This is a genomic window from Loktanella sp. Alg231-35 (assembly GCF_900143545.1).
Lineage (GTDB): Bacteria > Pseudomonadota > Alphaproteobacteria > Rhodobacterales > Rhodobacteraceae > Yoonia.
Genome location: NZ_FREV01000001.1, coordinates 511474 through 524840, shown reverse-complemented (window position 1 = coordinate 524840; position 13367 = coordinate 511474). Strand labels below are relative to the sequence as shown.

General features: G+C 58.8%; 18 protein-coding genes. 12 read left to right on the top strand and 6 right to left on the bottom strand.

Translation table 11 applies throughout. The features are described from left to right. The first annotated feature begins 3 nt into the window (after positions 1–3). Together DHN10_RS02670 and DHN10_RS02665 are read left to right on the top strand one after the other, a co-directional pair. Positions 4–1950, top strand: coding sequence for an OmpA family protein (locus tag DHN10_RS02670; protein WP_108813687.1), 1947 nt, complete (start codon positions 4–6; stop codon positions 1948–1950). Further along, positions 1947–2273 carry a hypothetical protein gene (locus DHN10_RS02665; protein WP_108813686.1) on the top strand — a complete coding sequence of 109 codons (327 nt, stop codon included), beginning with the start codon at positions 1947–1949 and terminating at the stop codon, positions 2271–2273. Before DHN10_RS02670 ends, DHN10_RS02665 begins: the two co-directional genes overlap by 4 nt. On the opposite strand, the gene DHN10_RS02660 is transcribed toward DHN10_RS02665, so the two are convergent. Next, positions 2270–3100: a 3-keto-5-aminohexanoate cleavage protein gene (locus tag DHN10_RS02660; RefSeq protein WP_108813685.1), complete on the bottom strand. Its 831-nt coding sequence runs from the start codon at positions 3098–3100 to the stop codon at positions 2270–2272. The genes DHN10_RS02665 and DHN10_RS02660 overlap by 4 nt on opposite strands. Next, the gene (locus tag DHN10_RS02655) at positions 3097–4047 is read right to left on the bottom strand and encodes an L-threonylcarbamoyladenylate synthase (RefSeq protein ID WP_108813684.1); all 951 of its coding nucleotides are present in this window, start codon (positions 4045–4047) and stop codon (positions 3097–3099) included. Before DHN10_RS02655 ends, DHN10_RS02660 begins: the two co-directional genes overlap by 4 nt. Before the next feature lie 115 nt (positions 4048–4162). On the opposite strand from DHN10_RS02655, the gene DHN10_RS02650 reads away from it, so the two are divergent. Both DHN10_RS02650 and DHN10_RS02645 read left to right on the top strand, forming a co-directional pair. Continuing rightward, the gene (locus tag DHN10_RS02650) at positions 4163–5866 is read left to right on the top strand and encodes an acyl-CoA dehydrogenase (protein ID WP_108813683.1); all 1704 of its coding nucleotides are present in this window, start codon (positions 4163–4165) and stop codon (positions 5864–5866) included. Beyond that, entirely contained in the window at positions 5866–6903 is a 1038-nt protein-coding gene (locus tag DHN10_RS02645) for an MBL fold metallo-hydrolase (RefSeq protein WP_108813682.1), read from the top strand. The genes DHN10_RS02650 and DHN10_RS02645 overlap by 1 nt, the downstream gene beginning before the upstream one ends. Here DHN10_RS02645 and DHN10_RS02640 read toward each other — a convergent pair. Beyond that, positions 6900–7673 carry a class II glutamine amidotransferase gene (locus DHN10_RS02640; RefSeq protein WP_108813681.1) on the bottom strand — a complete coding sequence of 258 codons (774 nt, stop codon included), beginning with the start codon at positions 7671–7673 and terminating at the stop codon, positions 6900–6902. The genes DHN10_RS02645 and DHN10_RS02640 overlap by 4 nt on opposite strands. Continuing rightward, the gene (locus DHN10_RS02635) at positions 7673–7912 is read right to left on the bottom strand and encodes a DUF6356 family protein (protein WP_108813680.1); all 240 of its coding nucleotides are present in this window, start codon (positions 7910–7912) and stop codon (positions 7673–7675) included. The genes DHN10_RS02640 and DHN10_RS02635 overlap by 1 nt, the downstream gene beginning before the upstream one ends. Positions 7913–8014: 102 nt before the next feature. Between DHN10_RS02635 and DHN10_RS02630 the strand changes: the two genes are divergently transcribed. The 4 genes from DHN10_RS02630 (at position 8015) to DHN10_RS02615 (ending at position 9773) form a co-directional block, all read left to right on the top strand. After that, entirely contained in the window at positions 8015–8476 is a 462-nt protein-coding gene (locus tag DHN10_RS02630; RefSeq protein ID WP_108813679.1) for an Lrp/AsnC family transcriptional regulator, read from the top strand. Further along, positions 8473–8952, top strand: coding sequence for a DUF6173 family protein (locus tag DHN10_RS02625; protein ID WP_108813678.1), 480 nt, complete (start codon positions 8473–8475; stop codon positions 8950–8952). The genes DHN10_RS02630 and DHN10_RS02625 overlap by 4 nt, the downstream gene beginning before the upstream one ends. 66 nt (positions 8953–9018) lie before the next feature. Next, the gene (locus DHN10_RS02620) at positions 9019–9153 is read left to right on the top strand and encodes an aa3-type cytochrome c oxidase subunit IV (RefSeq protein WP_108813677.1); all 135 of its coding nucleotides are present in this window, start codon (positions 9019–9021) and stop codon (positions 9151–9153) included. 5 nt (positions 9154–9158) lie between these two features. Next, positions 9159–9773 carry a hypothetical protein gene (locus DHN10_RS02615; RefSeq protein ID WP_108813676.1) on the top strand — a complete coding sequence of 205 codons (615 nt, stop codon included), beginning with the start codon at positions 9159–9161 and terminating at the stop codon, positions 9771–9773. On the opposite strand, the gene DHN10_RS02610 is transcribed toward DHN10_RS02615, so the two are convergent. Next, positions 9757–10092 carry an AzlD domain-containing protein gene (locus tag DHN10_RS02610; RefSeq protein WP_108813675.1) on the bottom strand — a complete coding sequence of 112 codons (336 nt, stop codon included), beginning with the start codon at positions 10090–10092 and terminating at the stop codon, positions 9757–9759. The genes DHN10_RS02615 and DHN10_RS02610 overlap by 17 nt on opposite strands. Next, on the bottom strand, positions 10089–10811 hold the full coding sequence (locus tag DHN10_RS02605) for an AzlC family ABC transporter permease (protein ID WP_108813674.1): 723 nt from the start codon (positions 10809–10811) through the stop codon (positions 10089–10091). Before DHN10_RS02605 ends, DHN10_RS02610 begins: the two co-directional genes overlap by 4 nt. Before the next feature lie 60 nt (positions 10812–10871). On the opposite strand from DHN10_RS02605, the gene DHN10_RS02600 reads away from it, so the two are divergent. From DHN10_RS02600 to mobB, 4 genes are read left to right on the top strand one after another with little or no spacing between them, the layout of a single operon-like run. Then, positions 10872–11753, top strand: coding sequence for a formate dehydrogenase accessory sulfurtransferase FdhD (locus tag DHN10_RS02600; RefSeq protein ID WP_108813673.1), 882 nt, complete (start codon positions 10872–10874; stop codon positions 11751–11753). Next, entirely contained in the window at positions 11750–12280 is a 531-nt protein-coding gene (locus tag DHN10_RS02595) for a hypothetical protein (RefSeq protein ID WP_159086896.1), read from the top strand. The genes DHN10_RS02600 and DHN10_RS02595 overlap by 4 nt, the downstream gene beginning before the upstream one ends. Then, positions 12277–12864 (top strand): molybdenum cofactor guanylyltransferase MobA, encoded by a 588-nt coding sequence (gene mobA, locus DHN10_RS02590; RefSeq protein WP_108813671.1) that lies wholly within the window; start codon positions 12277–12279, stop codon positions 12862–12864. The genes DHN10_RS02595 and mobA overlap by 4 nt, the downstream gene beginning before the upstream one ends. Beyond that, the gene (gene mobB / locus DHN10_RS02585) at positions 12861–13352 is read left to right on the top strand and encodes a molybdopterin-guanine dinucleotide biosynthesis protein B (protein WP_108813670.1); all 492 of its coding nucleotides are present in this window, start codon (positions 12861–12863) and stop codon (positions 13350–13352) included. The genes mobA and mobB overlap by 4 nt, the downstream gene beginning before the upstream one ends. Positions 13353–13367 lie beyond the last annotated feature (15 nt).

Here is a 13367-nt window from a genome sequence, read left to right as displayed (position 1 = left end):
CCCATGCGCCTTTCTGCATTATTCACACGGCTGATCGTCTTTCTTGCGGCAGGCTTCCTGTCCGTTACCGCTGCACGAACAACTGTTGCAGTGGTCGAAGAACGCTCTGTGATGGCAGTGCAGGAAACCCTTGTAGATCAAGGGTATGAATGGGCATCGGTGCTGGGTGACGGGCTTCAGGTGATCCTCGAAGGTGAGGCCCCGACCGAAGCCGTGCGCTTTCGTGCAATCTCTGCTGCGGGGGGGATGGTCGACGCCAGTCGGGTGATCGACAACCTCACGGTCACCGATTCGGCGCAGATCGCACCTCCTAAATTTGCGGTTGAAATCTTGCGCAACAATGCGGGCGTGTCGCTGATCGGGCTGATCCCGGCAACAACAAACCGTGAAGCGCTGACCGAACAGATCACTGATATCGCTGACGGGTTGCCGGTGACCGATTTTCTTGAGGTGGGTGACTATCCCGCCCCCGATACTTGGCAAGCGGCATTGGGCTATTCCTTGCGCGCACTTGAAATGCTCAGCAAATCGAAAATCTCGGTTAATGCCGACCGGGTGAATGTGATCGCCCTTTCCGACAGCCCCGAGGAAAAGCGCAGGCTGGAAACAGCATTGGCGCGCAACACGCCTGATGGGGTGCGACTGGCGGTGCAGATCAACGCCCCGCGCCCGGTGATCTCGCCTTTCACGACACGCTTTACGCTTGATGAGGAAGGCGCGCGCTTTGATGCCTGCACGGCAGACACCAGCGAAGCGGTCAGCGAAATTCTTGAAGCCGCCTCGGAGGCAGGTTTCAACCAGCGTGCCAATTGCACATTGGCACTGGGCGCGCCATCGCGGACATGGGGCAGTGCTGTGGCGCTGGCCATTGGCGCTGTCGACAGCCTTGGCGGTGGAACGGTGACCATCTCTGACACGGATGTGACGCTGACAGCGCCGCTTGGCACAGGTCAGGCCAGCTTTGACAATGTCGCAGGACGGCTGGAAAACACCCTGCCTGATGCTTTCGCGCTTAGGGCGATCCTGCCGGAATTGCCGCAGGAAACCAGCGCTGAAGCCCCGCGATTTACCGCGACACTCTCGCCCGAGGGCGAGGTGCAGCTGCGCGGGCGCGTCCCCGATGAAATCACCAATATGGTGGTTGCCAATTTTGCCGAAGCCAAATTCGGACGGCGCAATATCACCATGGGCACGCGCGTTGCCGAAGATCTGCCGGCAGGTTGGTCGGTACGCGTTCTGGCCGGGATCGAAGCCCTGTCAGAGCTGTCGAATGGGTCAGTTCTGGTTGAACCTGACCAACTGCAGGTGCGCGGCAATACCGGGAATGAAGAGGCGAGTGCTGCTATCACCGGCCTTTTGATCGCAAAGTTGGGCCAAGGCGCTGATTTTGAGATCAACGTGACGTATGTCGAAGAACTTGACCCTGTCGCAGGGCTGCCCACGCCAGAGGAATGCATCGCCCAGATTGACGTGATCAAAGAAGGCCGCAAGATTACCTTTGATCCGGGCTCTGCCGATCTGACCGCAGACACGCAGCCAGTGGTCGATGACATCGCCGAGGTTCTGAAAATCTGCGGTGACTTGCCTATTCGCATCGCAGGTTACACCGACAGTCAGGGCCGCGAGGTCATGAACCAACAACTGTCACAGGACCGGGCCAACGCAGTTCTGATGGCGCTTAGCGCGCGACGGGTGCCCATTTCGACGTTTGAGGCTATTGGCTATGGCGAAGAAGACCCCATCGCGGATAACGACACCGAAGAAGGCCGCGAGGCCAATCGCCGGATCGAGTTCAGCTTGATTCTGCCCGAGCCAACCCCAGAAGAACAATCAACCCTCGATGCCCTTGCCGAAGAAGCCCCTCTTGATGCCGCACCAGCGGAGGCCGAAGACACAGCCCCTGCCGGGGACGCGCAAGAGGCGGATAGTGAAGAGACGGAAAGCCAATGAATAGAACAGAATTCATCATCGCCACGGCTGTGATCCTCTTTGTGGCCTTTGCACTGGGATGGTTTGCCAGCTGGTTGGTCAACCGCTTCACACGTGTCACCAAGGCCGAAATCGGTGAGCTGGACAAGATGGCACAAGCCTTGCACGAGGCGGAAGAAACCCGCGATCAGGCGATCACCTATCTGCAACAACGCGAGGCTGAGATGACCAATCAGTTGAGCCAGACAGAGGCGGAACTGCGGGCCGCAATGGACGGACTGCGCGAAGCGCGGCGCGAGGCGGAAGAGCTACGCGCCTATGTAGAACAGCAAAACGCAGGCTAGACCGGGCGCAAACCCAGAATTTCGCGCGCGGTGGCGGCATCAGCCACCGGACGTTCAAGCCGTTCACACAATTCTGCCGCCTGTGCGACAAGGGCTGCATTTGATGGGGCCAGCGTGTCGCGATCTAGACGCACGTTGTCCTCAAGACCGGTGCGCACATGGCCACCGGCAGCAATGGCCCATTCGTTCAGCTTGATCTGGTTCGGACCAATCCCTGCCGCACACCAGGGCGCATGGGGCAGCAACCTACCCACGGTCTGCACATAGAAATCAAACACCGCACGATCCGCAGGCATGGCGTTCTTGATGCCCATCACGAACTGGATGTAGGGCACATCCTTGATCTGACCGCGCTGATGCATCGCCACAGCCTGAAAGATATGAGACAGGTCAAACGCCTCAATCTCGGGCTTGACGTCGTGGATGATCATCTCGGCGGCCAGCCATTTGATCAGATCGGGTGGGTTTTCATAAACCCGCGTGGGAAAGTTGTTCGATCCAACCGAAAGCGATGCCATATCAGGGCGCAGAGGTAACATCCCACCACGTTCACTCCCCGCGCCTGAGCGGCCGCCGGTTGAAAATTGGATAATCATGCCAGGGCAGTGTTTGACCACACCGTCTCGCAAGGCTGCGAATTTCTCGGGATCACTTGATGTCGTACCGTCGTCATTGCGCACATGGGCATGGCAAATGCTTGCGCCAGCCTCAAAGGCGGCATGGGTGCTTTCGATCTGCTCGCTCACGGTGATCGGCACGGCGGGATTGTCCGCCTTGGTGGGAACAGAGCCGGTGATGGCGACACATATGATGCAAGGCTGGGTCATGGGCGTGGTGCTGCGGCGCGGCGCAGCCTGTCATTGATGGCCGCGCCCAACCCGTGATCGGGAATGGGTGAAACGGCGATGGATTTGGCGCCCATCCTATCAAGCTCATGCAAGCAGGCAAAGAGGCGGGCGGCAGCTTCAACCAGATCACCCGATGGCGAGAGATTCAGTGCAGCATCCACCGGGCCAAAGCCCAGCAGAACTTCGTCCTCTTTGGCGTAAGGTGCGTTTAAACGCACCTTACCTTGCGGCGCATAGTGAGAGGCCAACTGACCAGGTGCCACCGGCAAAGCAGGATCAGCCGATCTAACCAAAGGCGCACCCAGACAGGCCTCTATCGCCTCTGCCGGAATGCCGCCCGCGCGCAAAAGCCGGGGCGCATCACCACAAGCCACAATTGTGGATTCCAGCCCAACCGGGCAATCACCGCCATCCACAATCGCATCAATGGCATCCCCCAAACCGGCCACAACATGGGCCGCCTTTGTCGGGCTGACACGCCCCGATGGGTTGGCCGAAGGGGCGGCCACGGGGCCGTTAAATGCCTCAAGCAATGCGCGGGCCACCTTGTGATCAGGCACGCGGACCGCCAATGTATCCAGACCGGCGGTGACAAGGCGGGACACCACGGCATCAGCTTTCAACGGCAAAACCAGGGTCAGCGCACCGGGCCAGAAGGCCCCAGCCAGACGGCGGGCATCATCATTAAAGACGCAATAGCGCTCTGCCATCTGTTGATCTGGCAGATGCACGATCAGCGGGTTGAAACTTGGGCGGCCCTTGGCGGCATAAATCCCCGCCACAGCAGTGTCATTGCGCGCATCCGCGCCAAGGCCGTAAACCGTCTCGGTCGGGAAGGACACCAATCCACCCGCCTGCAAGATGGCTGACGCATCAGACAGTCCAGCGGCATCAGGGGCCAGTATGCGCAAAGGTTCAGGGTTCATGACGTGGCGTTTTGGTTGATGAGGGCGCGTGCTCAGATAGGTTGGAACGCAGTTGCGGATGCATAGACGTCCGCTCGGCATTTGCCAAGTTGCTGGATAATTCGGAGAGACACCAATGCCTTATCGCGCACCTGTCAGCGATTTCCGCTTTTTGATGGATCACGTTGTGGGCTTTTCGCAGGTCGCTGCAACAGAACAGTTTGCAGAAGCGTCGCCAGATATGACAGATGCGATTCTGTCCGAAGCGGCGAAAATGACGCAAGAGGTAATTGCACCTCTGAACAGGGTTGGCGATCTGAACCCGGCATACCTTGAAAATGGTATTGTGCGCACATCGCCCGGTTTTGCCGAAGGCTATAACGCCATCGCCGAAGGCGGCTGGATCGGCATGGCTGCATCGCAAGAAGTCGGCGGTCTCGGCTTGCCAATGACGCTGACGACAACCGTCAACGAAATGCTGGCCAGTGCCTGCCTGTCGTTGCAACTCAACCCGCTGATGACACAAGGCCAGATCGAGGCGCTGGAGCATCACGCATCTGACGCCATCAAAGAGCTCTATATCCCTAAAATGGTTTCGGGTGCCTGGAACGGCACGATGAATTTGACAGAGCCGCAAGCGGGCTCGGACGTGGGTGCGCTCCGTACAAAGGCCGAACCCAATGGCAACGGCACCTACAGCATCACTGGTCAGAAGATCTATATCAGCTGGGGTGACAACGACTTTACCGAAAATGTCTGCCATCTGGTGCTGGCACGACTACCGGACGGGGTGCCCGGCACCAAAGGTATCAGCCTGTTTATGGTGCCAAAGCTGATCCCCGATGAAAACGGCCTACCCGGTGAAATGAATGATCTGCGGGTTGTCAGCCTTGAGCATAAAATGGGCTTGCACGGCTCACCAACTGCCGTGATGGAGTATTCCGGGGCGACAGGCTGGCTTGTGGGCAAGGAACATGGCGGCATGGCCGCGATGTTCACGATGATGAACAATGCACGCCTGGGCGTTGCCGTGCAGGGCGTCGGCGTAGCCGAGGCCGCATTGCAGCATGCATTGTCCTATGCGTTAGACCGCAAGCAGGGCAAAGCGCCCGGTAGCGGCACCATCATCGAACATGCTGACGTGCGGCGGATGCTGACCAACATGAAGGCTGATACATATGCCGCGCGTGCCATCACCATGATGAATGCCGTTGCCATCGACATGGCAACCGCAACGCAAGATGCCGGCTGGACCGCTCGCGCGGCCTTGCTCACACCGATCAGCAAGGCATTTGGCAGCGATATCGGGACAGAGGTGTCTTCGATGGGCATTCAAGTCCATGGCGGCATGGGCTTTATTGAGGAAACCGGTGCTGCCCAATATGCGCGCGACGTGCGGATCACTGCGATCTACGAAGGCACCAACGGCATTCAGGCAATGGACCTTGTGGCGCGCAAATTGATGGACGGCGGCGAGGCTGCGTTCCGCCTGCTCGAAGAGATCGAGCAAGGGGCCGAGGCCGCAAAGGACGCATTCCCCGAACTGGCAGAGGCCGTCTGGCAATCCGCCGAATCCCTGCGCGAGGCCACGGAATGGCTGGTCAACCGCGATGACCTGAACGACCGCTTTGCCGGTGCTGTGCCCTATCTGCGCGCCTTTGCGCGTGTTCTTGGTGGGCATGCTCATCTGGCAAGTGCGGTGGCTGGGGATGCCACGCGCCAAAAACTTGCAACCTTCTACATCAAGCGCCTGCTGCCCGAGTATTTGGGTCTTCTGGCGCATGTCCGTGAAGGTGCCGACACTCTGATGGCCATCTCTGCCGATGATCTTGCCGCCTAATGCCGGACAATGCATCTGGGATTCGCTACCCATTTCCTGATGCGCCCGCCGAGGGCGCGGCTGTGGCCATTGCAGAGGGTGTCCTCTGGATGCGCCTGCCACTGCCCATGGCGTTGGATCATGTGAATATCTACGCTCTGGACGACGGCGACAGCTGGACGGTGATTGACACGGGCCTTGCCTCCAAACGCAGCCGCGCCATATGGCAGAAGCTGCTGGATGGGCCACTGGCGGGCAAACCTGTGGGCCGTGTTGTTGTCACCCATCACCATCCCGATCACGTTGGCCTTGCGGGCTGGTTCATGGAGAACGGCGCGTCGCTGGCGATGCCGCGCACGGGTTGGCTGATGGCGCGCATGCTGACGCTGGATGTGCAAGAGGTGCCGGACGCCCAAGCCCTCACCTACTATAAACGCGCGGGAATGGACCCTGCGATCTTTGACAAACGCAAGTCAGAACGGCCCTTCAACTTTGCCGATTGCGTGGTCCCCCTGCCGCTTGGTTACACAAGGCTGGTTGATGGTGGTCAGATCAGCATGGGCGGGCGCACCTGGGACATCCGCATGGGCAACGGCCATGCCCCGGAACATGCCACCTTCTGGAGCCGGGACGACAATCTAGTGATTGGCGGCGATCAGTTACTGCCCTCGATCAGCCCCAACCTGGGGGTTTACCCAACTGAGCCTGACGCCGACCCTGTGACTGACTGGCTGCGCTCATGCGAATTGTTTCAGACCGTTGCGACCGACAATCACGTCGTGTTGCCCGGTCATAAACTGCCGTTCACCGGCCTGCCGACACGCCTGCGCCAGTTGATCGCCAACCACCATGGCGCGCTCGACCGCTTGCTTGCGCACCTCACGGAACCGCAAGCCGCGGGTGACTGCTTTGTGCCGCTGTTCAAGCGCAATATTGGTGGTGGTGAATATGGGCTCGCACTGGTTGAGGCGGTGGCCCACCTCAATCATTTGCACCAGTCAGGGCAAGCAACACGTCAGCTACGCGACGACGGTGCCTGGGTATTTCAGGCTGTCTAAGCTGCTTTCGCAATCTGCAATGGCTGCATTGTGAACCCTTCAGCGCTCACCCGGCAGATCGTGTCCTGCGGGATTTCCGTCCAACGGTCCGCGACACCACACAGCGGCTCTGACGCGACCGCACGTCCGCCGTTATCCAGCACACCAGACACATAAAGCGTCGGCGCGGGTCCGGTAGAGGCATGGCGGAAAGCATAAAGCGTTTCACCGTCTGAAAAGGCCGAGGACCATTTCGTCGGGCTACCCGGTTGGGACGCACCTATCTGCTCCAACGTCGCCACGATGGCCGCTTGCGGATCATCGTTCAGCCCGTTGGCCAGTAAGGTCAGAAAAATCATCTCGCTATCGGTGGTGCCACGACGCACCTCAAACAACGCATCAGGCAGCGCATTCAGCATCTGGCGACGAATCGCGCGGAAATGTGGGATTTGGCCGTTGTGGCAGAACGACCAGCGGCCATGAGTGAACGGATGGCAGTTGGTGCGGCTGGTTTCGCCCACCGTGGATGCCCGAATATGAGCGATGAAGTGATGCGACCGCACCATGCGGCACAGGTTGATCAGATTGTCATCGGCCCACGCGGGCAAGACATCACGGTATAGCCCTAGATCACCGTTCGGACCGTACCAACTGATGCCAAAGCCGTCGCCGTTGACGGCCAATTTGGCCTCTGACGCATGCTGGCTTTGTTCCAGCAGGGAATGGGACGGGCGGACGACAATATTCTCAAGCGGGATCTCGGGGCCTGTATAGGCCGCAATCCGACACATCAGTGACGGCTCTCGATACGGGCGTGCAAGCGGTGCAGGATGCGGCTGGCGGTGGTTTCGCAAAGGGCAGGGATGACCGCATGCACGAGGGCCGCGAATGCGGCAATGCCAAGCCAGAATGCAAACCCAAAGGCAAACCGCATATGGCCAAAGTAAGTTTCGTTCACCGTGGCGGGGTGATCAAGAAAGATCGCCGCAAAGACGTTGCTAGGTTTTGGCTGCTGTGATGCGTCTGACATGGGTCTCTCCTGTTCGCTTAGAAAGAAATTACACTGGTGTCCGGCTAAAGTTGTCCCAAACATGATTGCCAAAATGCAAAAACTTGGGATAAATTCTCATCCATGGAACACAAATTAGACAAAACAGATCGTACGATCCTGCGATTACTGCAAAAAGACGCCAGCCTTTCGGTGGATGAGGTCAGCAATGCCGTGAACCTGTCACGCAACGCCTGCTGGCGGCGGATCAAGGCAATGGAAGCGGCCGGTGTGATCACCGCCCGTGTGGCCTTGGTTGATCCCGCACATGTTGGCGTGCCTTTGACGGTTATGGTGTTGATCAAGACCAACGCGCACGACGGCAACTGGCTCAAGAAGTTCCAGGCGACCTTGCATGCCTTCCCCGAAGTCGTGGGCGCTTATCGCATGACTGGCGATCTGGACTATGTGCTGCGGGTGCGTGTCGCGGATGTGCCTGCCTATGATGCGTTCTACAAAAGACTGACATCACGGATTTCTGTCTCGGACATTTCAGCAAGTTTCGTTATGGAGGAAATCAAGGAAACAACCGCGGTGCCCCTATGACTGAGACCAAGATGCAAATCGATACCTCTGCCGAGGTGTTGGAAAACGACATTCTGCCCAAAACGCGCGAGGTCCACACCGACCCCGATGCGCCTTGCGTGTCTGAATCGGCGCTGCCTAAGGCGCTGGTCGAACCTGCCAACACGAAAAGCCCCGCGCAATGGGCCTATGAGCGGATCATTCTTTATATCCAGAACTTCGAAAAGCAGTTGGACAACGATCACGAGGTCGGTTTGGGCCTCGCGGGGGGCAATACTGGCGTAATCCGCATCGAAGGGCTGGGCTATTATGACCCCGATATCATCACCTACTATGGCGTGAATGAAGCGGGGGCAAAAACCCAACTTATCCAGCATGTCAGCCAGTTAAACGTCACCCTGATCGCCAGCCCCAAGCATATCGATCAGCCTGAACCGAAACGGATCGGGTTCCGGCTTGCCACAGCTTTGGACCGTGATGAAGATGTGACTGCCTGACTGGGTGACAGCACCGCGTGAATCATCTATGCGATAGAACAAATCGAATGACGAAGGAGCCTGACAATGGCTGAACACAAGCACGGCGAAATGGACACATCCGTTCAAGAGAAGACCTTTGAGGGCTTCATGAACATGACGACCAAAGCCACAATCGCAATTATCGTCTTCCTGATCTTCCTGGCATTGATCGCCGTCTAAGACAGATGGATCGGCGCAGCTTTCTGATTGGCCTGCCATTGGCCTTGTCGGCCTGTTCTGCCGAACAGGTCTGGGCACCTGACGACGTTGTTGCGCGGGCCATTCACAGCGCGCCCGGCCCAAAGCACCTGACCCTCTACACGGTCAAGAATGTGCAATCGGACAATGGCGCGCATACCGGGCTTTTGGTCAATGCCAGCCAGCGGGTTATGTTTGATCCGGCCGGGTCCTTTCGCCAGACGCAAATGCCCGAACGCAATGACGTCCTTTTTGGCGTGACACCGCGCTTGGAAGAGTTTTACGCCAGCTTTCATGCCCGCGTGACCTATTACGTCACTGCCCAAAAGGTGCAGGTTGCGCCAGAGGTCGCCGAACGTGCGCTCAATCTGGTGCTTCAGGCCGGTCCTGTGCCGCAAGCGATGTGCGCGCGCTCAACCTCGCGCATTCTGCGTCAGTTGCCGGGCTTTGAAAGCGTCCGCCAGACCTGGAGCCCAAACAACATCGAAAAAGATGTGGCCTTGATCCCCGGTGTCGAAACGCGCGAATACCGCGAGGCCGATGAGGCCGACAAATCTGTCGCCGCCGCCCGGATCGATGCCACGCTCAGAGTAGAGCAGTAAGGCCCGCCAGACTATAAAACGTGAAAATTCCGCCAGTGATCGCCCAGAGCACACTGCGCGTCAGCGAGCCGATCAAAACGGTCGCCCCTGCAGCCAGCAAGCGCACAGGATCTGTCTGCCCATCGGTTGCACCCGGCCACAGCACCAATGGGGCCACCATACCGGGTAGCACAGCCACAGGAGTATAACGCAGCAACCGCAGCACGAAGGATGGCATCGGGCGGTCACCGATCAAACCCAGAAACGAAAATCGGATCAAGAACGTCCCGACCCCCATGACCACGATGATGATCCAGATCTCAGCATCGGTGTAAGTCATGCCCGGCGCCTTTCCATCCAGATTTCGACCAAGGCGCCCGTTAGCATTGCCGCCCCTGCCGCAATCAACAGCCCCGTGCCCGCAGGCAAGCTATTGAGTGCCAGCGCAACGCTCACCGACATCACCGCCGCGGCGATGTGGGCGATGGATTTCAGCATCGGGGCAACCATGGCCAGAAACATGATCGGCATGATAAAATCGAGCGCCCAGGCATCTGGGATGGCCTGCCCTGCGAGAATGCCAACCAGCGTCATGCCAAACCAGAACGGCGTGATCGGCGTTGCAACGCCAAAGAAATAGGCCACGCGGTCAGAGACGCTCATCTCTGGGCGGGCCTCATAGCGGGCAACCGACGTGATATAGGTCTGGTCGAAATTAAGGTAGGCCACACAGGCCCGTTGCCACAACGGTGCCGCACCCAGATAAGGCACGAGTGATGCCGAGTACATCGCCATGCGCAGGTTCACCGCCAATGCCGCCAGCAAGACGAAAGCAATGCTCGCGTTCTCGACCATCAGCTGAATTGCCGCAAACTGGGCCGCGCCAGCGATCACCAGAACGGTAAACCCCATGGCCTGTGCCAAGGTCAGCCCCGCATCCGTTGCAATGACGCCAAACAGGGTCGCAAAGGGCACCGCCATCAAGATGAACGGAGCACCATCACGCACACCCGCCCAATAGGGCGATTTTGCTGGCGTTTTCATAGTGGAAGTCGTCATGGCTTTGCCCTAGCTTGAGCGCGTTGCAACAGGCATAACTGGGCAAACAGGGAATGACAATTGGCGCGTATTGACGACACGTCCGGCTATCTGATTGCGCCTGATCCGGCAGCAGCGCGGCTGACCCGTGCGGTGCGTGGCACCGACCAGACCGGGGCTGCCGTGGATTTGAAGGTGGTCGAGGAACGCCCGCTGACGATCTATCTCAACGCACAGGAAATCGTCACCGCGATGACCATCGGGGACTATCCGCAATATCTGGCGCTTGGGTTTCTGCGCAATCAAGGGATGTTGCATGACGGTGATGCGATCACTGGCGTCGACTATGATGAGGAACTTGAAACCGTTGTCGTCCGCACCGCCTCTCAGACGACATATGAGGACAAGCTGCGCAAAAAGACCCGCACTAGCGGATGCGCCGTAGGCACCGTCTTTGGAGATATGATGGAAGGGCTGGAAGGGGTCACCCTGCCCGCCGCCCCCGTGCGCACATCCGACCTTTATGCCCTCGCCGCCATCATCAACCGCACGCCTTCGCTATATCTTGAAGCGGGCGCGATCCACGGCACGGTGCTCTGTCAGGGCAATCGCCCACTGGTCTATATGGAAGATGTTGGGCGGCACAACGCCGTGGACAAGATCGCGGGTTGGATGCTTTCCGAAGGTATCGCGGCGGCGGATAAGACGCTTTACACTACCGGGCGGCTTACCTCTGAAATGGTCATCAAGACCGCGATGATGGGCATCCCCGTACTCGCCTCTCGCTCTGGCTTTACTGCCTGGGGGGTTGAGATTGCCCAACAGGTCGGACTGACCCTGATCGGGCGGATGAAAGGGCAGCGGTTTGTGTGTCTGGCAGGGGAAGAACGATTGATCCGCGATGCAGATCCGGCAGAGGTGGCAGATGAGCCGCGTAAATCCGGGCGAAAGGGGGCGGGGTGACAAAGGTTATTCGCATCCCCTATCGATCCACCCCCAAAGCAATATTGGAAGCCATGAACATTGGCTCTGGCTGGGTTATGGGTGGCTGGCGCTGGCCTATGATGGTGGCCGCTTTGGTCGTCATCCTCTTGATCTGCATGGGCGGGGCAGGCGCTGTCGTTGCCATTGTCATCCTTGGCGGCAATCCCCCACAAACCGCACCGTCCTATGTCTGGATCGGCGCGCTATTGGCCGGGGTGTTCTTTCTGATCGCCCAGAACATGCCGCTACGCATTCTGGCGCAAAGGACGGCCACATCGCCCTATGGGCGTGGCGAACAGACAGCCCTGTTTGACGCCAAGGGCATGACCATCCAGAACGCGCATAGCATTTGGCAGACCGATTGGGTGGCCATTGAAAACCTCAAGCTGGGCAAAAAGGCCATTGTCCTGCAGGTCGCAGGGGTCGCGTTCTCTGTGCCGCTCAGCGCGGTTGATGATCCCGCAGCGGTGATGCAGCAGCTCGACCATTGGAAGCAAGCCGCATGAAACAGCCCTTCGGTGTGATTCTCGCGGGCGGTCAGGCCACGCGCATGGGCGGCGGCGACAAGGGGCTGCTGTCTTTGGGCGATGATACGATCCTCGGGCATGTGATCGCACGGTTAGCGCCGCAGGTCGACACGATCGCACTCAACGCCAATGGTGATCCGACGCGCTTTGCAAACCTTGGCCTCCCCGTGATCGGCGACACGATTGACGGGTTTGCAGGGCCGCTTTCGGGCGTGCTTGCCGGCCTCGATTGGGCGGCCAAACACGGGGCAACGCATATTGTGACCGCCGCCGCCGACACCCCGTTCTTTCCCTGCGATCTGGTACCTCATCTGATGCTGGCCGCAGAAGAGGCTGGAACGGAAATCGCGTTGGCCCGCACGCCGGACGGGCGGCACCCCACCTTTGGGCTGTGGCCTGTGACCTTGCGCGATGATCTGCGCACCGCCTTGCAGGACGGGCTGCGCAAGGTTGTGCTTTGGACCGATAAACACGGTTGCGCGACTGCGCATTTCTCTGACGACGCGGCCTTCTTTAACGTCAACACCCCCGAAGACCTGACACAAGCAAAGGCGATGTTATGAGAATATTTGGCATCGTGGGTTACAAGAACGCAGGCAAGACAGGATTGATGGAGCGATTGGTGACAGAAATCACAGGACGCGGTTTCACCGTTTCGACCCTCAAACACGCCCACCACAGCTTTGACATCGACCACCCCGGCAAGGACAGCTATCGGCACCGGGCGGCGGGGGCGCAACAGGTACTGCTGGCGTCTAAGGCGCGTTGGGCGCTCATGACAGAGATACGCAACGCAGATGAGCCGCCTTTGGCCGCATTGCTCCAAAAACTTGATCCAGTCGATTTGGTGCTGGTGGAAGGCTATAAGCGAGACGCCCACCCCAAGGTCGAGGCGTTCCGCGGGGCGACGGGCAATCCGCTAATTGCCAATGACGATGCGACGATCAAGGCCATTGCAAGCGACACCGAACTGACGTCCGACCGCCCTGTCTTTGACCTCAACAACACCACGGCCATCGCCGATTTCATCCTGACCGAGGTGGGCTTGTGAGCTTTGACACCGTCT